The sequence below is a fragment of the Larkinella knui genome (assembly GCF_003858645.1).
In the GTDB taxonomy this organism is placed as follows: Bacteria; Bacteroidota; Bacteroidia; order Cytophagales; family Spirosomataceae; genus Larkinella; species Larkinella knui.
In genome coordinates, this window is sequence record NZ_RQJP01000001.1 from 66374 (window position 1) to 90732 (window position 24359).

Below are 24359 nucleotides of genomic sequence, written 5' to 3' on the forward strand. Positions count from 1 at the left end.
TTGTGGCTGGTTTTTACCAGCATCGTACGGGCCGAAAGTACCTGGGGACTCCGTTTATCACTGGCAGACTGACGGAATCGTACAAGCCGTATCTGGATCTCTCTTGTGTTGCCGAAAATCAGAAAAGCTAAAAGAAAGGACTAACCTTCTAACCTATCCGCCTTGAATACCACAATACTTTTTCGGAACAATCTGATAATCAGCCAGAATTGCCAAGCCGCCATTGGAGGGGCAGGTCTTCGCGGCCTGGTATTGCAAAGAGCCTTGTTAGCAGGCCGGATCTTTTTTCTGGTTTGTTGCAGTATGCTCATTCCGTCCCGGACCCCTGCACAGGATACGGCCCCATCGCTGGCAGCCGCTAAAAACCGGAAAGCCGGTTCGGGATTGCTGCCGATTCCGCAACAACTGAAACTGACAGACCACCTGTTTACGATCGGTAAAAACTGGACAATTGTTGCCAACCGCTCGTCGGTCACGGAAAAAGGTATGACAAGCCTGCAACAGGGATTGAAAGAAGCCGGTCTTGCCCTCAAGGTGGTTCAAACTAAACGACCGGCCGAAAAACCGGGTAAAAACCGCCAGGCAGATTCCCATGCAACTGGCGGTTCTCCGACCATTCGACTGGTGATTCAGGAAGGGTCTGTTGCCATTGGACCCAGCGTCGATACCAACCGGGCCGCGCTGGCCCGCCAGGCATACCGGCTGAGTTTAAAGCCTCAACAGATTACCATTACCGCCAATGCTTCACAGGGTTTGTACTACGGCATCCAGACCTTTTTACAATTATTTCGGGAGCAGGCTGCTAAAAGGCAACTTCCGGAAGGCGAAATTACGGACTGGCCCACGGTGGAAACCCGGATGATTTACTGGGACGATGCCCATCATTTGGAAAAAATGAGCGCACTGAAGCGAATCATCCGCCAGGCCTCCACCTATAAAATCAATGCTTTTGCCTTAAAACTGGAAGGCCACTTCAACTACAAGTCGGCCCCCGCCATTGTTGAACCCTACGCCTTGTCGCCCCAGGAGTACCAGGAGCTGACGGATTTTGCAAAGGCACACTATGTCGACCTGGTGCCCTTTCTCGATGCTCCGGCCCATGTGTCCTTTATCCTGAAACATCCGGAATACCGGAAGCTGCGGCTGATTAATGACATCAACTACCAGTTTTCGGTGACCAACCCCGGCACATTTGCCCTGCTCGATGCCATGTTCAGCGAACTCATTAACAACAGCAAGGGCAGTAAGTACATCTTGCTTTCGAATGATGAGGCCTATTATACCGGCAAGGCACCGTCCGAGAAACCAATGGCGGATAGTCTGGGCGGGAATGGGCGGTTACTGGCCTGGTTCATTAAAAAACTGGCCGATCGGCTGCATGAACAAGGCCGCACGGTGCTGTTCTGGGGTGAATTTCCATTGAGAAAAGAGGATATCACCGCACTGCCATCGCATCTGGTCAATGGCGTTTATAACAAGGCTGTCGCAGCGGCTTATAAAGATCACGGAATCCGGCAATTTGTTTATACGGCCACGCAGGGTGCCGAGCCTATATTCCCGAATTATTATCCGCTGCATACAAAAACCACTATTATGGCCGATGGAAGCGATCGGTCGTCGGGCCGGGTTGCGGATATGACCAAGGAAATTAGTACCGCCTTTGCCGACAATCTGTCGTCGTTTATGGGCGTGGTGATTGCGGGCTGGGCCGATGCGGGACTGCATCCTGAAACCTTCTGGCTGGGATATGCTACGGGCACGGCGGCCGGATGGAACAACAAAAGCCTGTCGGCTGCTGATGTTTCGGCCCGGTTTATGACCTCTTTTTACGGGCCTTCGCAAAAGGATATGGACAGTGTTTACCGCGTCCTGAGTGTGCAGGCGGAGTTCCACACCGCTAGTTGGGACTGGATCGAATCGCCCTGGCGATCGCCGATCAAGGGCAACTCGGATAGTCTCTTTGTTCAACCTGAAAAAGACCAGACATTGCCGCTCCTGCCGGTGCCTCATTCGGGTACGCTCGCTATCGACACCAGGGCTTATCCGGTGAACGCAGAACGTATTGCAACCGCACGGGCCTTTCTTCCGCGCAATACATACGCGCTACAACTGATCCGGGACAACAAATCGCGGGCGGTAACGCAGCTTTATAACCTGGAAGTGCTGGAATCGGTGGCGGCCATCTGCGGGCAGAATCTGCGGATGCTGGTATCGTTGAATCAGGTCACGGATCGCCTGAAAGAAGCGTCGTCGGCGGCAGCGGCTAATCCGGCGCAGGCTGTTCGGCAACTGGATGCGGCTATGGACATGGTTCGTCAGCTAAAAAAACAGCGCGACAGTACGCTGGCACTGGTCACGGAAATCTGGTCAAAAGAATGGCATCCGGTGGTTGAAAAAGCCAATGGGCGGACGTTTCTGCAACAGGTAGACGATATCAAGGACCACCAGCCGGTGCGCACCACCGATCTCAGCTACCTGATTTACCGGGAATTGCATTATCCACTGGAGCAATGGTGGAACGATGTGATGAAAGTACGGAATGAATTTGCGCAACGGCACCAGTTGCCCCTGGTGAACAAACCCCTTGACTGGCAGCGGTATAAATAGCGCGCCGTTAGCGGTTAAACGATAATGACCTTGATACCAGCGGTTTCCAGTCTTTTTTTATCGTAATCCGGAATGCCCGAATCGGTAATAACGATGTGGACCGCCGAAATGGGGGCAATGAAGGCAAAGCTCCGTTTCAGGAATTTACTGGAGTCGGTCACAACGATTACCTGCCGGGCATTCGCAATCATGATGCGGTTGAGGTGGGCTTCCTCCACATTGGGAGTCGAAAGCCCGTGCGTGCTGCTGAACCCGTCGACTGCCAGAAACAGTTTGTCGCAGAAATAATTCCGGAAGCTTTCTTCGGCCGTTGCCCCCACCAGTGACAAGGAGTTTTTACGGAGGAAACCACCCGGCACAATCACATTGACATGCTCGTGTTCGGCCAGCCGGTTGGCAATGTTGAGGGCGTTGGTAATAACGGTCAGCGATATGGTATTAGAAAGGTGGTTATTAATCTCCAGGGTCGTTGTACCCGAATCCAGAATAATGGTATCGCCATCTTCGATCAGGGCCGCTGCGGCTTTGCCGATCCGCAGTTTCTCCTGGTAATGAAGCTTGTTTTTTTCCGTAATTGAAACCTCGGCGCCTACACGCTCGGCCTTGATGGCACCCCCCCGGGCCCGGATCAGCATATTCTTTTTCTCCAGCCAGTTCAGGTCGTTGCGGATCGTGACTTCACTAACATTTAATTGCATACTCAGCAAGGCTACCGTAAGCTGACCTTCCGCATTCAGTTTATCAATGATCTGGGTGCGCCGTTCAACCGTCGACGTACTTTTTTTGGGTTTCATGCGGGAATTGGTGAGGTTAATTTTAATAGAGATACCGACGTGTTGCTTTGGAAAGCGGTCTCAAAAATAAACAAATTTGCGTTAAGACAATGTTTTGAAAAGGTTTGCCAGTCCATCCGCTTTCTTTATTTAGATCTGCCCATCCACCTCTGTCTTTCAAAAGACATGACCTACTGCTTAACAAACAAGGAGTTGAACTACTTCCGTTAATTTCATCTGAATTTCAGAATAATTCCAGAAAACCGCTATTACCTTTCTTTTTAATTGAGTGTTTTGTTTTTTCTTACGAAAAAATTCTTTTTTGAAAGTAATACTGTATATTTGTTTCGATACCTTTCGATTCAACCACCATTAGCCAACTTACCTTCTATACCTTATGAGAAAAGAAATGTTTACCGAAGGTTATACTTGTTTCCTCAACGGGTATGGAATACCGGTAAGGATACTTTTAAACGTATTGTTTCTGCTTTCCATTTGCCTAACTGGACAGGCCCAGACCGCTAATCGGGCGAATCTGGTAACGGTTAGTGGCCAGGTCACGGATAAAACGATTGGTGAGCCGCTGGTTGGCGTATCCATCCGGGTGAAGGGTGGCACAAATGGGGTGGTTTCGGATGCGAGTGGTTTTTATAAAATCCAGGTGCCGGGGAATGGCAGCCTTCTCTTTACGTATGTGGGGTACGGTGATGTGGAAGAGCCGGTAGGAAACCGTACACAAATTTCACCACAGCTCGATCGGGACGATAAAACGCTGAACGAAGTCGTTATTGTCGGATACGGAACCCAGTCGAAGCGGGATGTGACCGGTTCGGTGACCTCGGTCAATGCCCGGCAATTGCAGGACCGGGCGGTGGTATCCTTCAGTGAAGCGCTGGCCGGTCAGATGGCGGGCGTGCAGGTACAGCAGACTTCCGCTGCGCCGGGTGGTGGAATTTCCATCAAGATCAGGGGCACCGGTTCCATTACGGCGGGCAACCAGCCCTTGTATGTGGTCGATGGCGTGCCGCTCGATAACTCCGTCAGCAATGCGTCAGCCCAGGGGGGCGATATCGGGGATCAGTCGCCGGTGAACCCGCTGGCCAGTATCAACCCCGGTGATATTCAGTCGATTGATGTGCTCAAAGATGCCTCGGCTACCTCCATTTATGGGTCGCGCGGATCCAATGGCGTGGTGCTCATCACCACCAAGCAAGGGGCGGCCGGGAAGTCGCAGATCAGTCTCAACGTCAGTTACGGTTTCCAGGAAATTGCGAAGAAGGTGAAAATCATGAGCAACCAGGAATATGCGCAGCGGCAGATCGACATGAGAAATACGGATTGGGTGCGCGCGGGCGGGAAGGCTACTGACCCCAATTCCGTACGAAGCGGCCCGGCTTTCAAGATTCCCGAAGAATTCAAGAAGGCAGCTTCCCTGCCGTTTACCGACTGGCAGGACCAGCTTTATCGGCAGGCACCGATGCAAAATTATCAGTTGTCGGCCTCCGGTGGCACGGAGAATGCCCGGTATTACCTGTCTGGTAACTACCAGAGTCAGGAAGGCATTGTGATCAATTCCGGCTTTAAAAAATATGCGTTTCGGTTGAATGTGGACGGAAAAGTATCGGACCGGGTCCGAGTCGGCTTCCGGATTGCACCTTCCTACACCAATAACCGGATTGCAACCACCGGCGGCATATCCGACTACGGCGCTGTTGCCACCACGGTGATGTCGACCCCAGGTCTTTATCCCGCCCGGAATGCCGATGGCACCTATTCAACTACCTACACGCTGCATTATGATGATGGGACCAGCCAGACTATCATTTACAACAACGCGCTGGCTTTTGGAGAAGGCATCAAGAACACCATGAACCAGTTCAGCACCGTCGGAAGTCTGTTTACAACCGTTGATATCCTGAAAAATCTTCAGTTCAAAACCAGTTTCAATGCGGATGTCAATACGTTCAACAACAATAAATTCTCCCCTTCTTTCATCAGTGTAAATCCTTCCTACGGCCGTTCCTACTCGGCCACCAATGTTAGCTGGATTAATGAGAACACCCTGACCTACGACAATACGTTTGCGGAACGACACAATGTCAATGTCCTCGCCGGGGTGACCGAACAGAAGTCGACCTTCAACTCGACGGCTGTCAATGCCAATGCCTTCCCGAACGACCTGGTGCCTACGCTCAATGCCGGTATCGTGACGGGTGGCAGCTCGCTCCGTTCCCAGTGGACGCTGCTTTCGTTGTTGAGTCGGGCGACGTATAATTTTGACCAGAAGTATTTTTTGACGGCTACGTTCCGTCGCGATGGTTCGTCGCGTTTCGGTTCGCAGAACAAATGGGGTAATTTCCCTTCGGCTTCGGTCGGCTGGCGAATTAGTCAGGAAAAATTTATGGCCAATGTCAATACCGTCAGTGAGTTGAAGTTGCGGGCCAGTTATGGCCTGATCGGCAACAACCAGATCCCCGACTATGCCGCCGTTGGATTGATTTACGGCAGCAATTATATTCTCGGTTCCGGCGACGGTGCCATTGGCAGTGGGTTGGCACAGGGTTCTTTGGGGAATGCCAATCTGGGCTGGGAGAAGGCCAAAGAAGTGGATCTGGGATTCGATCTGGGCCTTTTTGGCAACCGGATTTTCCTGACGGCCGACTACTATAACAAGCTGACCTCGGACCTGCTCCTGAATGTGCCGGTGCCGCTGTCGACCGGCTATGAAACCGCACTGCGAAATCTGGGAAGTTTGCGCAATAAAGGTGTGGAACTGGCCCTGGAGACCAAAAATGTCAAAACGTCGAAGTTTACCTGGACCACCAACGCCAACATTTCCTTTAACACCAACCGCGTTGAATCACTCGGGGTAGGGGGCACACCGATTATTGTTGCCAACCGCGCCCAGGAGAACTCCCTGACGCATATCACCCAGATTGGCAGCCCGCTGGGAAGTTATTATGGCTATATTTTCGATGGAGTCTATAAAACGCAGGACGAAGTGACCGGTTCGGCCCATTTACCGAATACCTACGCGGGTGATGCGAAATTCAGGGACCTGAACGGCGACGGCTTGATCAACGATCTCGACAAGACCATTATCGGCAATAATCTCCCCAAATTCACCTATGGGATTACGAATAGCTTCACCTACGGAAACTTTGACCTCGGCGTTTCGCTGCAAGGTGTTCAGGATGTCGAGGTCATTAATCTGATCAAACGCAGTAACTACCGAAACAACGGGGCTGATTTTACCAACTACTGGCGTTCACCGGATCAACCGGGTGATGGCAAGACGTTCGGCCCGGGCAGCTCGGCCAATAACCGAACGATCTCATCGTGGCTGGTCGAGGATGCTTCCTTCCTGCGCATCAAAAACATCACCCTTGGCTACCGACTTGGCAAGATCCTCAATGGGACGGTTTTCAGGAGTGCCCGGGCGTATGTGAACATTCAGAACCTGCATACCTTTACCAAGTACACCGGATATAATCCGGAGGTCAATACCACCGAAGGCGATCCCTGGATCTCTTCGGCGCTCACACCCGGCATCGATTATGGTACGTATCCGATGGCAAGAACCGTCGTATTTGGCCTCAACCTCGGTTTCTGATCCAACAAAAATCCAGATCAACCTGTAAAATTGACTGCTATGACTTCTAAGAATATACTGACGATGGTTGCCCTGGCCGTATTGGCCTGTACGGGAACGTCCTGTGAAGATTTCCTGGAATCCAAACCCATTTCCCAGATTGGCGAAACGGACTTTTTTAAAACCGAATCGGATTTTAACCAGGCGCTGGTAGGGGCCTACTCCGCTTTTGCCCAGGTGTATCAGGGCAATGGGTATTATGCCCTGCTGGTCGACCTTCGTTCCGATAATACCACCGAGCTTACAGCCGGCGGAGACGGGAACGATGCGAAACGGAATCTCGATGAATTTCGGGAGACAACCGATAATGAGCACCTCACCGCATTCTGGCAGAACAGTTATACCCTGATCGCCAGAGCCAACAGCATCCTGGCCAAAATTGAGGGGGCTGCCGTCGCTGACAAACTGAAAAAACAGTATACCGGCGAAGCCCTTACGCTGCGGGCACTGGCTTATTTCAACCTTGTCCGGTTATACGGCGGTGTTCCGCTGGTGACCGAGCCGGTTTCGGATATCGACGCCAGTTACAGTGTGGGTCGTACCGCCGTTAGTGAAGTGTATGCCCAGATTGAAAAAGATCTGGTTAAAGCAGAAGGACTGCTACCGGTTTCCTACGATGAATCCAGCGTGGGAAGGGCCACCGTTGGGGTAGCCCGGAGTCTGCTCGGACAGGTCTACCTGACGCAGAAAAAATACACCGAGGCCGCTGCCGAATTCAAGAAAGTCGTTACGTCGGGCACCTACAGTTTGCTGCCGGTGTATGCCGACCTGTACAAAGCCGGGCAGCAGGGGAACTCCGAAGCGATCTGGCAGGCCCAATACAAAAGCGCAGCCAACTACCTCGGTTCGAACCTCCCCAATCACTTTGCGCCAACCGGTTCGGAAGGGATCACAATCTCATCCGGTGGCGCTTACGGGTTTAACCAGCCGACCGAAGATATCGCTGCTGCCTATTCGACAGGGGATGTGCGACGGAACAACATCGCCGACGGCTATACCAATGGCGGTACTTTTGTGGCCGCCAAGTATGTGCGCGGGTATGTGGAGCGTGAAAGCGGGGGTGGTTATGCCGATTCGGGAGCCGACTGGTACGTGATCCGGTATGCCGACATCCTGCTGATGTATGCCGAAGCGCTCAATGAAGTAAACAAAGGCCCGGTTGCTGATGCGTATGCGGCCATTAACCTGGTCCGGAATCGCGCAAAACTCGGTAATCTGAGTGGCCTGACGTATGAAACCTTCAAGGCAGCGGTATACAACGAAGAACGGCTGGAGTCGCCGTTTGAGGGCCATCGCTGGTTCGATCTTCTGCGAACCGGCCGGGCACTCGACGTCATGAATTCAAAAGTATCGGGCGGTGGTAAAAGTACCGTCGGAATTTCGACGCCGATCAAGCCCTACCAGCTCCTGTACCCGATTCCGGCGCTGGTCGTGACAACCAGTTCTCCGGCGATTGTGCAGAATGAAGGGTACTGATGGGGAACAAAATGGCGGTTTGTTTTTTCCTTCCAAAAAAGATACGGGTGAAAGTATTCATACGATTGGTGGTGCTGGCCGGTTTATGCCAGGTCGGTGTTCTCCCGGCGAGCGCGCAGCAAAAAAACAATAAAGACAACATTGCCTTTATCAAGTATACCGGTTTTCCCGACGCCCATTCGACCTGGGACGATATCGGGTATAGCAAACAAGCCGGCAAGGTGGTGGTCGGCGTGACCAATCACGTTGACAAAGTGATGTTGTATGCCTATGACGTGACAACCGGCAAGATGACCAATCATGGGTCGCTGGCGGATCGCGGCCATTTGCGACCCTTTCAGTGGCAGGCCAAAATTCATTCAAAAATCACCGAAGGGAAGGACGGGTACATGTACTTCTCGACGGACGGCGGTGAGTCGCGGGAAGAGTATTTCATGGAACATCCGGCTGGGTACTCCGGCGGTCTGTTTATGAAATGGCATCCCGGAACCGACGGCTTTGTCAACCTGGGGCTGGGCCTGCCGTACGAGAGCGTGAAAGACATGGACATCGATCCGGTATCCGGCAAACTGTTCGGGATCTCGTACCCGCAGGTGCATTTCCTGGTCTATGATCCGGCCAAAAATAGCCTGAAGGACCTGGGGCGGCTGGGCAGTTCCCACGTGCCCCGGGTCCTGTTCACCGACTGGTGGGGCAACTGTTATTACGTCGACTGGCGGCAGCGGCTGGTGAAATACCAGACGGCGCAGGATACGCTGCTTTTTGCCCGGGAAAGCCTCCCCGCTTTCGAAGGCACCCCGGGCGAGAAGATTGTAACCGGCATTACGGCCTACGCCAAAGATCAAAAAAACAACGTGATCTATGCCATTACCTACGGAGCCAAGATCCTTGCGTTTTATCCGCAAAAAGAGGGCATCGGCAGGGTCGAGGACCTGGGCGGGGTGGCCGACAGCCGCAGCAACATAAAACCCTGGGGGCCTTATGTCCCCAACCTCAACATCGGCGACAATGGCAAACTCTACTACTTCGTCGGCGGTCACGGAAATTTCCTGATCGAAAACCGGACAGTGATGATGGAGTTTGATCCAAAAACCAAAAAACACACGATCCTCTACGAATACCCCGTCGACCAGCTTAGTGAAGCCACGGGCTCCGATACGAAAGACCAGTTTGGTAATCTGTATTTCGCCGGGCGACGGGAACTCGATTCCCTGGACCATTCGGAACCGTTTCTGATCAAATTTAACCCCGGTAAAAAAGTAAGCCGATGAAAATCCGATCACTGAAAATGGTACTGGCGCTTGGGTTGGTGGGGTTGGCGGGACCTGTTTTTGCCCAGTACAGCTATTTCAAACCGCTGGAAGGGTTCGGAATTGAGACTTCGCTTTCCAATACCGCGCTGCTGCGGATGCCAATGTACCGCAATGCGATCACGTCGTTAACGGTACAAAACGATTACATTATCGGCGGCACCACGGCGATGGGAAACCGGGCCCCTTTTCTGTTCGTGGCATCGCTCTCTAAACGGGAAATGCTGACCCTGAAAGACCTCAACGCCGACGTGCCGGGACAAACCAGCATCCGAACCGGTTTTTTCAGGACGGCCGACCAGGCCCTGTATGCAGGCACGATGGCGGCAACCACCGGAAGCGGACACCTGCTGCGGGTCGTGGTGGGGGCCGACGCCAGCATCCGGGTCACGGACCTAGGCACACCGGTTCCCGGCGAAGGGGTGTTCGCGCTGACCGGAAACGACAGCCGTAAAATGATTTACGGGATCAGCTACCCCTCCGGTTTTTTCTTCAGCTACAACATCGGCTCGAAGGCTTTCAAGGTGTACAAAAACAGTGCGGTCACCCCGGCAGAGCGCCATGTATTGGTGGATGAATTCCACCAGAAACCCGAGGACTACCTGAGTGGTGCGATGGTAACCGATCAGCAGGGATTGGTCTACACCAGCCAGCCCATCAACCGGCTCGTGGTCTTTAATCCCGCCGATGAACGTTTTACCACCTTGTCCGAACTGCCCGCCGTGTGGGGCCGGAGAACCCTGGGTCGCACGGAGTCCTGGACTAAAACGGCGGATGGGCTTCTGTATGGGGGCAACGCGGGCGATGGCCAGTTGTTCCAGCTCGATCCGGCCACCCGAAAAGTCAAAAACCTGGGAAAACCGGCCCAGATGAACCGGCTGCGCGGCCTGTGTGTGGGAGCCGATGGCAAGATCTACGGCTTGTCGGGGGCTTCACCGGGGTACGTACACCTGTTCAGTTACAACCCGTCGGGCGAAGGCTTTACCGATTTGGGCAATCCGCAGTTTATCCTGAAGGCGCCCGGTATCGAGCAGGGGATTGAATGGCGCGGTTTCCAGTTGTCAGCCATTGCGGCCTCCGAGGATGGGAAATACATCGTGATGGGAGAAGACGAAGCGCTAAGCCAGTTGCTGGTTTTTCCGGTCGAAAACGGAAACTAGCCAGTAAAAAATCCCCGGATGGCCTGTATACCTATGAAAAAGATAATTTCAGTTCTATTCCTAACCCTAACCCTGTGTTTTCCGGGATTGGCCAGTCTTTCAGACTGGTCCATCTCGGTTATTCCTTCGTCCGTTCGTCTGGATCCCGTAACGCACCACGTTTACGATTCGCCGTATGGGGAAAGCAGGAATGCAGATAAACTATTAGCGTCCAACTGGATTTACAACGGCAACCGGGTCTCGTTAAAAGCCGCCCGGGGCGAGTACATTTCGTTCCAGCTCGTTCTTACCAATCATTCGGCTGAAACCCTGAAGGGTATTCAGGTGTCTATGCCGCCGTTCCGTTCGGGCGGCACGCAGGTTGCCAACGCACCGGAGCTCTTCCTGGCGTGGTCGGTGCAGGTGAAAACGCCAACGACCGGTTATCCGCAGGCTACGTTGGGCAAGGGCTGGTATCCGGATGCACTGATTCCGTTCAGTGCTATCCAGCAGGGTACGGTGCCCCCCAAAGGAATCTGGACCTATCCCCTGCAACTGCCCGATTTCAATAACCGGATCGAAAATCAGCGGTCGCAGTTCATCTGGGTGGATCAGTACATTCCGTTTGACAGAAAGGATGCCCCCGCCGGACTCTATACCAGCACCATTTCGGTCATCATTGATGGCGTTACCAAATCAATCCCGGTTCAACTTGAGGTTTGGGATTTTGCCATTCCCAACGAAAACCTGCTCAAGGCCAGCCTTCAGCACGAAGAGTTTGTGAGCAGCATGACCGAAAAGGATGAACTGGCGATTTACCAGCTCATGAAACGAAACCGGGTTTGCATCATGGACCCGACGTATAAACCCGTTCTGACCAAAAAAGCGGGCGGCAACACCATCGACTGGACGGCATTTGACCGTCGCCTGAAAAAATACCTGACCGGGGCGGCTTTTACCAAAGCGTATGGGTATGAGTTTGGCCCGGGTTACGGCACGCCGGTAGAGACGTTTCTGCTGCCGTTTGATGTCTACGGCAAACACGAAACCCGGGGCTGGCCCGATGTGGGCAAACCGGCTGTCGAACGGAGCCCGGCGAATAAGGCGGAATATACGAACGTGATCCGTCAGGTCCGTTCGCACCTGAAACCCCTGATCAACCCGAAAACCACCCAGCTGACGGTGTACCTCAACGGACTGGACGAATCGTATTTTCCCGAAGCCTGGGACCGTATGAAGTACTATGGCGGCCTGTTTAAAAAAGAGTATCCCGAAGCGCGGTTTCGGGTCGATGGCAGCTATAACGATACCGCCATGAAGGTAATCGACAAGTCCATCAGCGCCTGGGCGGTGCATACCATTGATTTTGATGAACAACGGCTGGCGGCCTACACGAAGCAGGGCATCAACCAGTGGCTGTATGGTCCCATGATTTACGAAAGCAAGGTAAACAGTTGGGTGGGCAGTTCCACGTTTACGGATTTACCCCTGGTGAACGACCGCGCCATCAGCTGGAGTGTCTGGAAATACAAGGCCCATTCGTGGATCAGCTGGGGGATTGGTGCCGGGTGGAAAGCCGCCTGGTATGATACCGAAACCTGGAAAAGTGCCAACGACGGCGGACATGACAACGGAAATGCGGATGGGTACGACTACAAAAAAATGAACGGAAACGCCCTGCTGATCTACAGCCCCGGCATCATCCCGAACGTCAATGTGGCCGCTCCATCCATCCGGCTCAAAACCATGCGCAACGGGGTGCAGGAATACGAATACATGCGGTTGCTGACGGTTTTGGACCAAAATGAGCAGCGGGTAGCCGCACTGGTGAATGCCGTGATCAACCGTCCTTTCGGGAATCAATCCGTAGGTCACCTGGACGTCTGGAGCTACGAGCCGGAAGTGTGGGACCGCAAACGGCTTGAACTGGGCGAGTTGATCAATCAGTCCTCAAAAAATAAAACTAACTAAGACAAACGTCCATGTTTACTAGCTGGAAAATTGGTTTGACGGGCCTGTCCATCATCGGGCTCACCGTTCTTCTTAGCCGATGCGCGTCGACCGGGACAATGTCGGTGGTGAGGCCGGTGGAGACGGATGTTTTTTTGCTCAATCCGGGCCGGGGTTTTACGTCCACCAGCGAGGTATACAATGAAAACCTGACGAACCGGAGACACACGCCCTGTGGAGTCAGCCAGCAGCGGTTTTTCTGGGATGTGCTGGAGCCGGAAGAAGGGAAGATCCGGTTTGACCTCATCGACAGTACGATTGCGCGGGCGACCCGAAACGGGCAGCAGGTGAATTTCCGGGTGATGTGCCAGGACGTTGACATGAAGATCCCGGCGTGGGCGCTCAAAGCGGGCATCAAGTCGCCGTTTTATGACAACCCGGTTTTTATCGAGAAGCAAATAAACCTCATCAAGGCGCTGGGCCAGCGGTATGATGGTCATCCGGGTGTCTGTTTTGTCGACATCGGCACCATCGGCCAGTGGGGCGAATGGCATATTGATCCGGAGGCCCCGGACCCCAAAAAGATTGTCTTTCCCACCGATGAAAATGCCCGCGTCATCATCGATGCCTATCTCGGGAGTTTCACCAAAACCCCGCTGGCCGCCCTCATTGCGTTCAAACAGAAATACGGTTTTGGGTATGCCGTGTCGAAAGGAACCGGCTGGCGGGCGGATTGCTGGGGCGATATGGATTCGCTGGGCTGGAACCACATGAAAGGCGTGTATCCACCAGCGTTGCAGGCTGCAAACGCATCGGAAAGCTGGCGGAACGGACCGGTGGCCCTGGAAACCTGCTGGACCATGGAGGACTGGTACAAACGCGGCTGGGACATTGACTACATTCTCGCCAAAGCACTCGAGTGGCACGCGACGGAAGTGAACAATGGCAACCAGGCGATCCCTGAAGCGTGGTATCCCAGGGTGCAGGCGTTTGAAAAGAAACTGGGCTATCGATTTGTACTGGAGGAACTTAAGTACACCGCTTCGGTCGGTAAAGGCACCCCGGTCGCCTGTGAGATGACCTGGCAAAACCGGGGCGTGGCACCGATTTACAACCCGTATGAGTTGGCCGTCCAACTGGTGTCTAAAACGGACCGCCGTATAAAATACCGGGTGCGCACCGACGCGGACGTAAAAAAATGGCTTCCGGGCCGGAGTGATTACCAGACGACGTTACCGCTGCCGGACGCAATCGCCCCCGGAAACTACGAATTGCAGATCGGTTTACTGGCACCGTCCACGGGTAAACCGGCCATCCAGCTCGCGATGACCGGAAAAACGCAGGAAGGCTGGTACAAAGTGGGTGACATCGCAGTTACCGAGTAATTCAGGTAAATTCCGGGAAAAGGGAGAGGAATTATGACGGGTGAAGATAAACGAAAACGACCGCTGGAAATAAAGGATTTACAAAACCTGGTTGTGCCCTCGGTGGCCGCTCTGTCGGCGGATAACCGGTACGTGGTCTACGTGACCACGCAGGTATTGTTGCCTGAAAATACGTACCAGGATACCGTCCGGGTGGTGGAAGCCGACACCAATAGGGAACGAAAAGCCTGGAGTGGGTCGTCACCGCAATGGTCGCCGGTCACCAACGAAATCGCTTACCTCGCCGAACAGGAAGGCAACGAATGGATCTGGATTTATTCCCTGCCTACGAATGAACACCGCCCGGTGGCACCGGTTTATGAATCGCAGTATTTCCTCGGACACCTGGCCCTCAAGAATTTTGCCTGGTCGCCCGACGGCTCCTTGATCGCTTTTAGCAGCGCATCGTCGGCCATCACTGAATCCGGAGATAAACCGGTGAAAATTGTAGACCGGATCCTGTACAAGACCAAAGGAGGCCGGGGGCGGCCCGATCTGACGGACAATGAATATTCGCATCTCTGGATCGTCGATGTGCGGGGCGGACAGCAGCTGGTTTTGCTGACCCAGGGGCCTTACAACGATCATTCTTTGAGCTGGAGTCCGGACAGCACCCGAATTGCCTTTGTCAGCAACCGGTCGGCCGATGCCGACAACAACCAGTTGCACGACCTGTGGAGTGTGGAGCTGACCAACCGGTCGATTACCCGACATACCCAGGAGTTTGGAACGGTGTATCAGCCGGCCTGGTCGCCCGATGGAACACAGATTGCCTTTCTGGGAACCACGTCGGTGCTGTCTACCAATGACAGCCCTGCCGAAGACACCCACCTGTATGTGTTGGCGACGGCCACCAACCGGCCGGTGTGTCTCACCCGGGATTTTGACCGGCGGATCGAGCAGATCAGCTGGGATCCGCTGGAGGCAGGGCTTTATTTCACTGCGGGAAACGAAGGAACCACGGCCGTTTACCGGGTATCGCCCGATGGGAGCCACCGGACGAAGATCGTGGGCGACGAGTGCCAGGTGCTCGAATACCGGGTAGACCCCAGTGGGCGACAGATCGTGTACAGCCGAACGGATACCGTCCATCCGCCGGAACTCTTTATGCACGACCGGCAGACGGGGCTGTCACGCCAGCTGACTAATCTCAATGAGCAAGCTCTGGCGGATATTAGTCTGCAACCCGCTACGAGTTTCTGGTTTACCAGTTTTGACGATACAAAAATCCAGGGCTGGCTCATCAAACCGTACGGTTTTACGGACGGAGTTCGGTACCCGCTGGTGCTCGTGATTCACGGGGGGCCGCACAACATGTTCGGCTACGGTTTCGAGGAGCGGCAGCAGGTGCTTGCCAGTCAAGGATTTGCGGTTTTGTGTATCAATCCCCGGGGGAGCAGCGGGTATGGCCAGCGGTTTTCGTCCGGCTCCGTGAGGGACTGGGGTGGGGGCGATTACAAAGACCTGATGGCTGGCGTTGACGCAGCGATTGCCCAAAATAACTGGATCGATGCGGACCGACTGGCCGTTACCGGTCAAAGTTACGGCGGGTATATGACCAACTGGATTATTACGCAGACCGACCGTTTCAAAGCGGCCGTCGCCGATGGCGGTATTAGCAATCTGGTCAGTTTTGCCGGAACGTCCCTTTATCACAGCCTGATGGAATCGGAGTTTCAGGGCAATATCTACGACAATTTTGATCTGTTGTGGAAGTGCTCCCCGCTGAAACACGTAAAGAATGTCAAAACACCGACGCTCTTTCTGCATGGTGAAAAAGACAATGAGGTACCGGTTTCGCAGGCTGAAGAACTCTATGTCGCGCTCCGGAAACGGGGTGTCGATAGCAGGCTCGTGCAGTATGTCGGTGAAGGCCACGGCTGGCGTCCTGATCTGAAACCGCAGAACCGGTATGATGTGTTGACCCGCCTGGTTGACTGGATAAAGAACTATTGCCAATACTAAAAAACAGAAAACCGCAGCCGGTATAGCGCACGATGAGAAATTCAAAAACCTGGATCAGTTACGTCATTATCCACGTCGTCTTCATGGGCGTTTGGGGGGCGTTGATTGAGCTGCCTGAAAAAAACGGTTTTCCGCCTACCCTGGGGTATGTGGTCTGGGCCATAATGATGATTCCGGCCGCCGTCGTTGCCCTGGCCGTGAACAAATGGCAGCTGGAGACCGATAAACGCTCCGTGCTGTTCGGTTGCCTGGCGGGCTTACTCGGCGCGGTCGGCCAGCTCGTTTTGTTTTTCACGCTCCGGATCGCGCCCGCCTATCTGGTTTTTCCGATCCTGTCGCTGACGCCGGTGGTGACCATCCTGATGGCCGCCCTGTTCCTGAAAGAATCGACGGGGGTGATGGGCTGGACCGGCATCGGCATCGCCGTTGTCGCCATTTTTTTACTTTCCTATATCCCGCCCGGCAATTCGGCCGTGCGTGGGTATCTCTGGATCCTGTTAACACTGGTGCCTTTGCTGGCCTGGGGTGTGCAGGGCTTTATCATGCGTTTTGCCAATGAGCATATGAAGGCCGAAAGCATCTTTTTTTACATGACCCTCGGTTCCATCGCGCTCATTCCTTTCGCACTCTGGATGACGGATTTTTCGCAACCGATCAACTACGGCCTGAAAGGACCGTATCTGTCGGCGGCCGTGCAGGTGCTGAATGCATTCGGGGCGCTCTGTCTCGTCTACGCCTTCCGGTATGGCCGGGCGATCTTCGTTGCCCCGATGACAACCGCCCTTTCACCCGTACTGACGGTGATTATTTCGCTGGGTATGTATTCCGTTTTTCCCCATCCGGTCACGCTGATCGGGATCGTGCTGGCCATCGTGTCGGCCGTCCTGATGGGAAATGCCGAAATGAACATGGAGAAAAAAGGCGGTGCAGAAATACCGGCCACGACAAGAACATTTAACGAAGCAAAATAAAATTGGTGTATGCCATACCTACAGGTTGACGACAGGGAACTAGAGCGAAAAGGAGGCCGGTTCACAGCGAGTGAGATTGAGGGCCAGCCCGCTCTCTGGCAGAAAATTTATGAGATGATCAGCGGCCGGAGGGAGGACATCGGAAGGTTCCTGGCACCGGTGTTGAAGCTGCCGAACCTGCGGATTATTCTGGCCGGTGCCGGGTCATCGGCGTTTATCGGAGAAGCCGCCCAGGGCCTGGTGCAGGTGAGTACGGGAAAACTGACGCATGCCATTGCGACTACGGACCTCATCACCCATCCGAAACTCCATTTCCAGAAAGAAATCCCGACGCTGATGATTTCCTTTTCGCGGTCGGGAAATAGCCCCGAAAGTCTGGCGGCCGTTGAAATAGCCGATGAGCACTGCGACCAGGTCCATCACCTGCTCATTACCTGCAATAAAGACAGCGCGCTGACCCGCCGGAAGCTCCAGAATGCGTTTTTTCTGGTGTTGCCCGAACAGGCCAATGACCAGTCGCTGGCCATGACGGGCAGCTTTACCGGTATGTTGCTGGCCGTTCTGCTGGTGGTGAAACTCCCGTCGATTGAGGCCCTGCGAGCTTCCCTGGATACGCTGGTGGACCAAACCCGGTATCTGCTGACCGAACTTTTGCCCAGTATCGTTGCCTTGTCCAGCCAGTCCTACCGGCGCATCATCTTCCTGGGCTCGGGTCCGCTGCTCGGTATTGCCCGGGAGTGTCACCTGAAAGTGCAGGAATTGTCGGATGGTCAGGTGATCTGCAAACACGATTCATTCCTCGGCTTCCGGCATGGTCCGCGGGCGGTGGTGAACCCTGAATCGCTGATCGTTTACCTGTTTTCGGCCGACCCCCTCGTGGCCTTATACGAGCGTGATCTCAGTATCGCCATCGACCAGGATGGGCAGCGGGTTCCCACGGCGACCTGGAACATGCCCCTGCAGAAGCTGGACAATTCCGTGCTGGACATCACCCTGGCCCATTACCATGACGGACCCAACGAGTTGTCTTTTATCGGGGCTGCCGTTGTGGGTCAGCTGATCGGTTTTTTCCAGTCGCTGTACCTGGGCCTGATGCCGGATAATCCATCGGTATCGGGGGCCATCAACCGCGTGGTTCAGGGGGTGACCATCTACCCCGAGATTCCCGTAGAATAGCCATGAGATGGCGTGAAAGAATATGCGCTGGCCGAAGCGTCTCACATTTTAAGAACGGTCTTAACCCCTGCTATGCAACAAACAGATCTTTTGGTAGTTGGCGAGCTGAACGTTGACCTGTTGCTGGATCAGGTGAACGGTTTTCCGGTGATTGGCCAGGAAATTCTGGCGGATAAAATGCTGCTCACCCTGGGCAGTTCGTCGGCCATTTTCGCGGCCAACAGTGCTGCGCTTGGCAGCCGGGTTGCCTTCTGCGGAATGCTTGGCAAGGACCTGTTCGGGGAATTCATCCTCCGGGAACTGCAATCCAAAAAGGTGGATACACGCTTTGTGGTCGAGTCGCCGGTGCATCAGACCGGCCTGACGATGATTCTGAACTACGATCAGGATCGCGCGAATGTGACGTATGGCGGTGCGATGAACCATTTTTCCATCAACGACATACCGCTTCAGGCGCTGCACCGGTTCCGGCATCTTCATGTATCTTCCTATTTTTTACAGCGTGCGCTTCAGGAGGATATTACGGATCTGTTTGCGGCCGCCAAGGCTGCTGGGCTCTCCACGTCACTCGACCTGCAGTGGGACCCGGCCAATACCTGGGATTTTCCGGGCGAAGCATGCCTTCCCTACGTCGATTTTTTTCTGCCGAATGAAAAAGAGCTTTTGAGCCTCACCGGCCAGAGCGAAGTGGAGGAAGCCATCGCCAGCCTTTCCGGTTTTGCCAACACCATCGTCGTCAAAAAAGGAATCCACGGCGCAACTGCCTATTCCAGCACCGGGGTGCTGCACGCCGACGCTTACGTCAACGACCATTTTGTGGACGCCATTGGCGCCGGAGACAGTTTCAATGCCGGTTTTATAAACCGGTTTCTAAACGGGCATGACCTGCCGGAATGCCTGCGGCTGGGCAACCTCATGGGTGCCATAAATACCACGGCGGCAGGGGGCACGGCCGCTTTTGCCACTATTCAATCGGTGAAACAGACTGCCCAACAACTATTTAATCTCGATTTCCAACCATGGTGACCTTAAAAGAAAAAATGCGGCAACTGACGTCGGAGAAAAAGGGTTTGCTCGCGACTAATTTCTACAACATGGAAACCCTGCACGGGGTGTTGACCGCTGCGAAGGAAACCCGTCAGCCCGTCATTCTCCAGTTAACTGGCAGTTCAATCGACTATATGGGTCTGAATACGGCGGTGGAACTGGCCCGTACGGGGCTGAAGGATTTCGGGGTGGAGGGTTGGATCCATCTTGACCATGGATCAACCGTTGAACTGGCGCAAGCCTGCCTGGATGCCGGGTTCGACTCGGTGATGATCGATGGCAGCGAGCTGCCCTTTGAAGAGAATGTCCGGCTTACCCGCGAAGTCGTTAAACGGGCGCAAGCCTACAACGCCAATGTGGAAGCAGAACTGGGGTATGTGGCGAAACTGGGTCAATCGCATGACAACCATGCCTTTACGAAGGCAGAAGAGGCCAAGCGGTTTGTAGACGAAACCGGTGTCGATGCGCTGGCAGTGGCGATTGGAACCGCTCATGGTTTTTATAAGGAAGAACCCCGGCTCCAGTTTAACCTGTTGATTGACATTCACGCTACGGTCGACACCATTCTTGTTCTGCACGGTGGATCCGGGGTTCCCGAAGCACAACTCCGGAAAGCAATCTCCCTCGGAATCTGCAAAGTCAATCTGGCTACCGAAATAAAGAATATTTTCATGAAAACCCTGAAAACCACGCTGAACGGGGACGAAATCGACCTCCGTAAAGTTTTCCCGGTCGCGACGGGCAGAGTGACCCAACTGGTGAAAGAGAAACTGGTAGTTGTGCAAAATAATTGACAAAATCATTACAATCGGAATGAGCGATTTTACCCTTACCCTGTTTGCTGAAAATCAAATCGGTATGCTCAACCGGATCGGTGTCATCATCGCACGGCGCAGGATCAACATCGAATACATCCATGTGGCGGCTTCCGGTTTGCCGGGCATTCATCGGTTCACGATCGTGGTGAACGACAGCGAAGAAGGGGTGCGTAAATTAGCGGCACAGCTGGAAAAACAAATTGACATTTTTAAAAGCTTTCTCAACCCGGCCTCCGCCAATCGGTGGCTGGAGCATAATCTCGGTATACTAAACAGCCCGACCACCACGGGGCCCTGGCAGGGACCTTATGATGAAGAAGAGTAATGGTTCGGGCTGAGCCAGTGGGCCATCACTTGAGCAGTATTCCCAAGGCCACTACGTTTGAAAGGGGATATAACGGATCCGCTGATCGTGTTGATACGACCGATTCCAGGCGCTGAGTAACCCGGGCAGAATCCTTTTCTCACTACAAATTCCGGCCAATCCAATAGACGATGATCATGCCAAACACCAGCAGGCTGGCGGTTTTGCCGTAGAAACGCCGGTGGAAATCCGCCTGGGTTTTTCTTAACGGCGAATATTGCAGCACGAACCCGGTCAAAACGTAGGGCGATAACAGAACCATAAGCGGATTATGGCCGTAAGCCTGGCGAATGTTGCCGTGCATCAGGTGGTGCAGGCACCGTTGTGAACCGCAGCCCGGACAGTCGAGTCCGGTCAGAAGCCGGAAAGGGCAGGGCGGAAAAAAAGAAACCCGGCCTGGATCGAACCAGAAATAGAGTGCAGCCATCCCGAGCAAGAGCAACAGAATGGCTGCCCGCCCGAATGGGCTAGTAAAAGGAACTGGTGACGCCACTGAAAATACCGATGAAGATGGCCGCAATGTATAATACCCAAAGGCCGATGGCGACAAAAAAACTCACTTTCGTCCATTTGGCCGCTTCTTCGGAAGCCCGTTGAGCACCGATAAAATCACCGTTGGAATAGCGGGAATCGACATTGGAGGCATTGACAATTCCGGCAATGCCAAAGGGCAGACAGCAGAAAAGAGTCGCCAGAATCGATTCGACCAGCCAGGTTTTGGGTCGGCCCTGGGTGCCTGCCGCCAGCGGTTGATTTGGCGTATAAGACTCCTGAAAAGGCTGGTAGGCCGGCGGATTGGGGGCGGGTGGTTGATACGGATTGACGGGTGGAAGAGGAGCCCCCGAAAGCCATTCGTTGATTTCGGGAACGGTGCTTGCCGCTACCCAGTCGGGCAGGCCCTGCGTCCAGACCTTGGTATCGGGTTGGATGGGTTTTGACCGTAATTCTTCCAGCGTAAATGGACCGAGCTGTTGGTTGCCCTCCAGGTAGTAGTATTGCTTCATGTAAAAGGAAAAAAGTAGAGGGTTGGAATTGACAACCAATCGTAACGGATTGAAAGATAGAAAAAGATGTTAATTGATGCGGTATAAACCGCGCCTTTTTTTACGAAACGCAATCTGCTAATGTGGTGACATACCGGTCCACATACGATTCAATGTCTCGGCTCCGGTATTGCAGAATATACCGCGGATGATCGAGGGTAACAATTCGGTCGAAAAACCGCTGCTCTTGGTTGAGTTTTTGCAGGAATGTTGCGTTTTTCCGACCCAGGCAAACCGCTACTTTTCGGTTGCAACCAAAGGTAAGTTGCTGGCGAACCGATGCGGTAATGTTGGGCCAGAGGGCGGCCGTGGTGGCTTTATCGTCGTAGAAATTATAGTTTTTCCCTTCCCTGACCAGCGCCAGTGGAAACAGGGAGGTCAGGAAAAACTGGCTATAAAACGCGGCCGCACCGCCAAAGGCTTCCACAATCTGATAAATAAACCGGCTGGAAAGTTCCGGCGTGGGTGGCAGGTCGTTGTCGATACCGCAGTATTTTTTGAGATTCTGCGGAGTGGTGAAAGAAATGCCCGTTACGCCCGCGCCAAAGCGACCGGGATTGATTCCCAGGACATAAACCCGGGGCGTGTGATCACTGAAATAGGTGCTAAAAAACTGGTTTACAATGGTTTGAACGGCCGGCTGGCGATACGGGTTGATGGCGCCAACGCCGGGCGGCAACTGATCCGGTTCGGACAGGCTGAGGTAATACGCAATGGCGCGGTCAGCAAACGTGTCCATGTTACAGAAACTGATTGTAGCAAATTTGGGCTATTTCGCCAATGATTTTCTCCGCTTCCGGGGTGGTTGTGCCCTGCACAAAAACCGACAGCAGGAAAGGTTTTGCAACATAAAAAATACCCGCATCGCCCCGTACATACGCCAGTTCGCCGGTTTTGTGGGCAATGACGGCCGTTTTGGGCAAAAAGAGCCGGAATGTCGTCTGGTCCGAGTTGCGTTTCAGGATGTCGATCATCTGGGCGCAGAGTTCGGGAGTGGCCACTTCGTTGCGGTAGATTTTCTTCAGGAGCACGTTCATTTCGTGGGCCGACACCCGGTTTTCGCGCCCCTGCTTTGCGGCCAGCGTGTCCATCATCATCCGGTTTAACCGGCTCTGGGTCAGGCCCAGCGTCTGCATGCGCCGGTTGATGTTTTCCATACCCAATTCGCGGATCAGAATGTTCGTGGCGGTATTGTCGCTGCGGGTCATCATCAGCGTCAGAACTTCAAGATTCGTGACGTTGCTCTGGTCGGGATACGTTTGCAGCACGCCCGAACCACCCGTTTTCTCCGACTCCTGGAGCACATGAATTTTGCCGAGATCGAACTGCCCGGCTTTTACCCGTTCCATCGTCTCGATCAAAATCGGGAGTTTGATGACGCTGGCTGCGGGCACCGGCTCGTCGGGTAAATGGACAAATTTGGTGGCATCCGTCAGCGATTCAAACGCCACATTCACGTGGGCCGCGGGTGGCAGTTTTTGCAGATAACCGCTTAATTTTTCCGGTAGAAGCTGAGCCGTTGCCAGGGCAGGCGCTAATAACAAAAGAAGTAGTTTCATCGAACGTGTTTCAACTGGCTGACCAGCACTTCATTGATACGGACGTAGCTTTCGTGGGTCCATCCCGCCACGTGGGGCGTTAACACCACGTGATCCGAATTCCGAAGATAATCAAAAGCCGCTTGCTGATCGGGTGTCAGCCGGGAAAGTTTTTCATTTTCCAATACATCCAGACAAGCCCCGCGTATTTTTCCGCTTTCCAGCCCCCGCACCAGCGCCGACAGCGACACCACTTCGCCCCGGGCAATATTGATCAGGTAAAACGGTTTCTCAAACCGGGCAATGAAGGCATCGTTGATCATCATCCGCGTCTCGGCCGTTAGCGGAACATGGAGGCTCAGCACATCGGCTTCTTCCATAATCTGCTCCATTTCAGCTTCCTGAGCGTAAGCGCCACCATACCGGGTCAGGTATTTGTCGTAACACAGGACCCGGCATCCGAAGCCACTCAGCCGACGGGCGGTGGCGTGGCCATTGTTGCCGAAGCCGACGATGCCGACGGTCAGGCTGCTGAGTTCGTAGCCCCGGTTGCCCTCCCGGTCCCAGATGCCCCGGCGCACTTCGCGGTCGCCTTTGGCAATGTTGGCCAGCAGACCGAGCAGCATGCCGACGGTATGTTCCGCAACGGCATCGCGGTTGCCTTCGCCCGCGTGAAAAACCTGGATGTTGCGTTGGCTGGTGATGTCGAGGTCGATCAGGTCCAGACCCGCCCCCGCCCGGCCGATAAACCGCAGGCGACGGGCCGGGTTCAGCACGTCGGCATCGACCGCCGTTTTGCTGCGAATCAGTAAGCCGTCATACTCGGCGATCTGGTCGATCAGGGCACTTCGCGTGATCGTGGGTTCATACCGGAAGGCAAACCCCGCCTGTTCGAGCATGGGAAACAGCGAAGGATGCATTTCGTCGGCAATCAGGATTATGGGTTGTATCTGGGACATCCGTATGGTTTTTGTAACTTGCACTGTTAATAGAAGAAATGACGAACGAACACGGAAGAATGAACGCTGCATACCGAGCCGTAGCCGACGGTCATATGACCACGTCGTACGCACGATTCAGCGTTCATTCTTCGTCTAAAACCAAGG

At 53.9% G+C, this 24359-nt stretch carries 19 protein-coding genes; 13 read left to right on the plus strand and 6 right to left on the minus strand.

What is annotated here, in order from left to right:
• Positions 1–162 precede the first annotated feature (162 nt).
• The gene (locus EHT87_RS00250; protein ID WP_229320757.1) at positions 163–2607 is read left to right on the plus strand and encodes a glycoside hydrolase family 20 zincin-like fold domain-containing protein; all 2445 of its coding nucleotides are present in this window, start codon (positions 163–165) and stop codon (positions 2605–2607) included.
• Between the two features lie 14 nt (positions 2608–2621).
• On the opposite strand, the gene agaR is transcribed toward EHT87_RS00250, so the two are convergent.
• Positions 2622–3401, minus strand: a complete 780-nt coding sequence (gene agaR, locus EHT87_RS00255; protein ID WP_124902697.1) for a transcriptional repressor AgaR — start codon at positions 3399–3401, stop codon at positions 2622–2624.
• 376 nt (positions 3402–3777) lie between these two features.
• Between agaR and EHT87_RS00260 the strand changes: the two genes are divergently transcribed.
• The 12 genes from EHT87_RS00260 (at position 3778) to EHT87_RS00315 (ending at position 20633) form a co-directional block, all read left to right on the plus strand.
• Positions 3778–6993 carry a SusC/RagA family TonB-linked outer membrane protein gene (locus tag EHT87_RS00260; protein WP_124902699.1) on the plus strand — a complete coding sequence of 1072 codons (3216 nt, stop codon included), beginning with the start codon at positions 3778–3780 and terminating at the stop codon, positions 6991–6993.
• Positions 6994–7032: 39 nt separating this feature from the next.
• Positions 7033–8508 (plus strand): RagB/SusD family nutrient uptake outer membrane protein, encoded by a 1476-nt coding sequence (locus EHT87_RS00265; RefSeq protein WP_124902701.1) that lies wholly within the window; start codon positions 7033–7035, stop codon positions 8506–8508.
• Positions 8509–8555: 47 nt separating this feature from the next.
• Positions 8556–9779: a hypothetical protein gene (locus EHT87_RS00270; RefSeq protein WP_185716107.1), complete on the plus strand. Its 1224-nt coding sequence runs from the start codon at positions 8556–8558 to the stop codon at positions 9777–9779.
• Positions 9776–10978, plus strand: coding sequence for an NHL repeat-containing protein (locus tag EHT87_RS00275; RefSeq protein WP_124902703.1), 1203 nt, complete (start codon positions 9776–9778; stop codon positions 10976–10978). The genes EHT87_RS00270 and EHT87_RS00275 overlap by 4 nt, the downstream gene beginning before the upstream one ends.
• Positions 10979–11011: 33 nt before the next feature.
• A complete protein-coding gene (locus EHT87_RS00280) occupies positions 11012–12928 on the plus strand; it encodes a glycoside hydrolase domain-containing protein (protein ID WP_124902705.1) in 1917 nt (638 codons plus the stop codon).
• Positions 12929–12939: 11 nt separating this feature from the next.
• Positions 12940–14292 (plus strand): DUF4832 domain-containing protein, encoded by a 1353-nt coding sequence (locus EHT87_RS00285; RefSeq protein ID WP_124902707.1) that lies wholly within the window; start codon positions 12940–12942, stop codon positions 14290–14292.
• A 33-nt stretch (positions 14293–14325) separates the two neighbouring features.
• Positions 14326–16296, plus strand: coding sequence for a S9 family peptidase (locus tag EHT87_RS00290; protein WP_124902709.1), 1971 nt, complete (start codon positions 14326–14328; stop codon positions 16294–16296).
• 32 nt (positions 16297–16328) lie between these two features.
• A complete protein-coding gene (locus EHT87_RS00295; protein ID WP_124902711.1) occupies positions 16329–17267 on the plus strand; it encodes an EamA family transporter in 939 nt (312 codons plus the stop codon).
• Positions 17268–17276: 9 nt separating this feature from the next.
• Positions 17277–18443, plus strand: a complete 1167-nt coding sequence (locus EHT87_RS00300; RefSeq protein ID WP_124902713.1) for an SIS domain-containing protein — start codon at positions 17277–17279, stop codon at positions 18441–18443.
• A 72-nt stretch (positions 18444–18515) separates the two neighbouring features.
• A complete protein-coding gene (locus EHT87_RS00305) occupies positions 18516–19469 on the plus strand; it encodes a carbohydrate kinase family protein (protein WP_124902715.1) in 954 nt (317 codons plus the stop codon).
• Positions 19463–20284, plus strand: a complete 822-nt coding sequence (locus EHT87_RS00310) for a class II fructose-bisphosphate aldolase (protein ID WP_229320759.1) — start codon at positions 19463–19465, stop codon at positions 20282–20284. The genes EHT87_RS00305 and EHT87_RS00310 overlap by 7 nt, the downstream gene beginning before the upstream one ends.
• Positions 20285–20303: 19 nt before the next feature.
• Positions 20304–20633: an acetolactate synthase small subunit gene (locus tag EHT87_RS00315; RefSeq protein ID WP_124902717.1), complete on the plus strand. Its 330-nt coding sequence runs from the start codon at positions 20304–20306 to the stop codon at positions 20631–20633.
• A 142-nt stretch (positions 20634–20775) separates the two neighbouring features.
• Here the strand turns inward: EHT87_RS00315 and EHT87_RS00320 are convergent, their stop codons facing one another.
• From EHT87_RS00320 to EHT87_RS00340, 5 genes are all read right to left on the minus strand, one after another.
• The gene (locus EHT87_RS00320) at positions 20776–21099 is read right to left on the minus strand and encodes a DUF2752 domain-containing protein (RefSeq protein ID WP_124902719.1); all 324 of its coding nucleotides are present in this window, start codon (positions 21097–21099) and stop codon (positions 20776–20778) included.
• A gap of 40 nt (positions 21100–21139) precedes the next feature.
• Positions 21140–21676, minus strand: coding sequence for a CD225/dispanin family protein (locus EHT87_RS00325; protein WP_124902721.1), 537 nt, complete (start codon positions 21674–21676; stop codon positions 21140–21142).
• 100 nt (positions 21677–21776) lie between these two features.
• Positions 21777–22454, minus strand: coding sequence for a uracil-DNA glycosylase family protein (locus tag EHT87_RS00330; RefSeq protein ID WP_124902723.1), 678 nt, complete (start codon positions 22452–22454; stop codon positions 21777–21779).
• A 1-nt stretch (position 22455) separates the two neighbouring features.
• Entirely contained in the window at positions 22456–23274 is an 819-nt protein-coding gene (locus tag EHT87_RS00335) for a serine hydrolase (protein WP_124902725.1), read from the minus strand.
• Positions 23271–24212: a 2-hydroxyacid dehydrogenase gene (locus EHT87_RS00340; RefSeq protein WP_124902727.1), complete on the minus strand. Its 942-nt coding sequence runs from the start codon at positions 24210–24212 to the stop codon at positions 23271–23273. The genes EHT87_RS00335 and EHT87_RS00340 overlap by 4 nt, the downstream gene beginning before the upstream one ends.
• Positions 24213–24359 lie beyond the last annotated feature (147 nt).

Coding starts and splice junctions, on each gene's coding strand:
- agaR (WP_124902697.1), bottom strand. CDS start 3,401: ATGAAACCCAAAAAAAGTACGTCGACGGTTGAACGGCGCACCCAGATC.
- EHT87_RS00340 (WP_124902727.1), bottom strand. CDS start 24,212: ATGTCCCAGATACAACCCATAATCCTGATTGCCGACGAAATGCATCCT.
- EHT87_RS00335 (WP_124902725.1), bottom strand. CDS start 23,274: ATGAAACTACTTCTTTTGTTATTAGCGCCTGCCCTGGCAACGGCTCAG.
- EHT87_RS00310 (WP_229320759.1), top strand. CDS start 19,463: ATGGTGACCTTAAAAGAAAAAATGCGGCAACTGACGTCGGAGAAAAAG.
- EHT87_RS00265 (WP_124902701.1), top strand. CDS start 7,033: ATGACTTCTAAGAATATACTGACGATGGTTGCCCTGGCCGTATTGGCC.
- EHT87_RS00300 (WP_124902713.1), top strand. CDS start 17,277: ATGCCATACCTACAGGTTGACGACAGGGAACTAGAGCGAAAAGGAGGC.
- EHT87_RS00290 (WP_124902709.1), top strand. CDS start 14,326: ATGACGGGTGAAGATAAACGAAAACGACCGCTGGAAATAAAGGATTTA.
- EHT87_RS00330 (WP_124902723.1), bottom strand. CDS start 22,454: ATGGACACGTTTGCTGACCGCGCCATTGCGTATTACCTCAGCCTGTCC.
- EHT87_RS00305 (WP_124902715.1), top strand. CDS start 18,516: ATGCAACAAACAGATCTTTTGGTAGTTGGCGAGCTGAACGTTGACCTG.
- EHT87_RS00285 (WP_124902707.1), top strand. CDS start 12,940: ATGTTTACTAGCTGGAAAATTGGTTTGACGGGCCTGTCCATCATCGGG.
- EHT87_RS00295 (WP_124902711.1), top strand. CDS start 16,329: ATGAGAAATTCAAAAACCTGGATCAGTTACGTCATTATCCACGTCGTC.
- EHT87_RS00320 (WP_124902719.1), bottom strand. CDS start 21,099: ATGGCTGCACTCTATTTCTGGTTCGATCCAGGCCGGGTTTCTTTTTTT.
- EHT87_RS00260 (WP_124902699.1), top strand. CDS start 3,778: ATGAGAAAAGAAATGTTTACCGAAGGTTATACTTGTTTCCTCAACGGG.
- EHT87_RS00325 (WP_124902721.1), bottom strand. CDS start 21,676: ATGAAGCAATACTACTACCTGGAGGGCAACCAACAGCTCGGTCCATTT.
- EHT87_RS00315 (WP_124902717.1), top strand. CDS start 20,304: ATGAGCGATTTTACCCTTACCCTGTTTGCTGAAAATCAAATCGGTATG.
- EHT87_RS00280 (WP_124902705.1), top strand. CDS start 11,012: ATGAAAAAGATAATTTCAGTTCTATTCCTAACCCTAACCCTGTGTTTT.
- EHT87_RS00275 (WP_124902703.1), top strand. CDS start 9,776: ATGAAAATCCGATCACTGAAAATGGTACTGGCGCTTGGGTTGGTGGGG.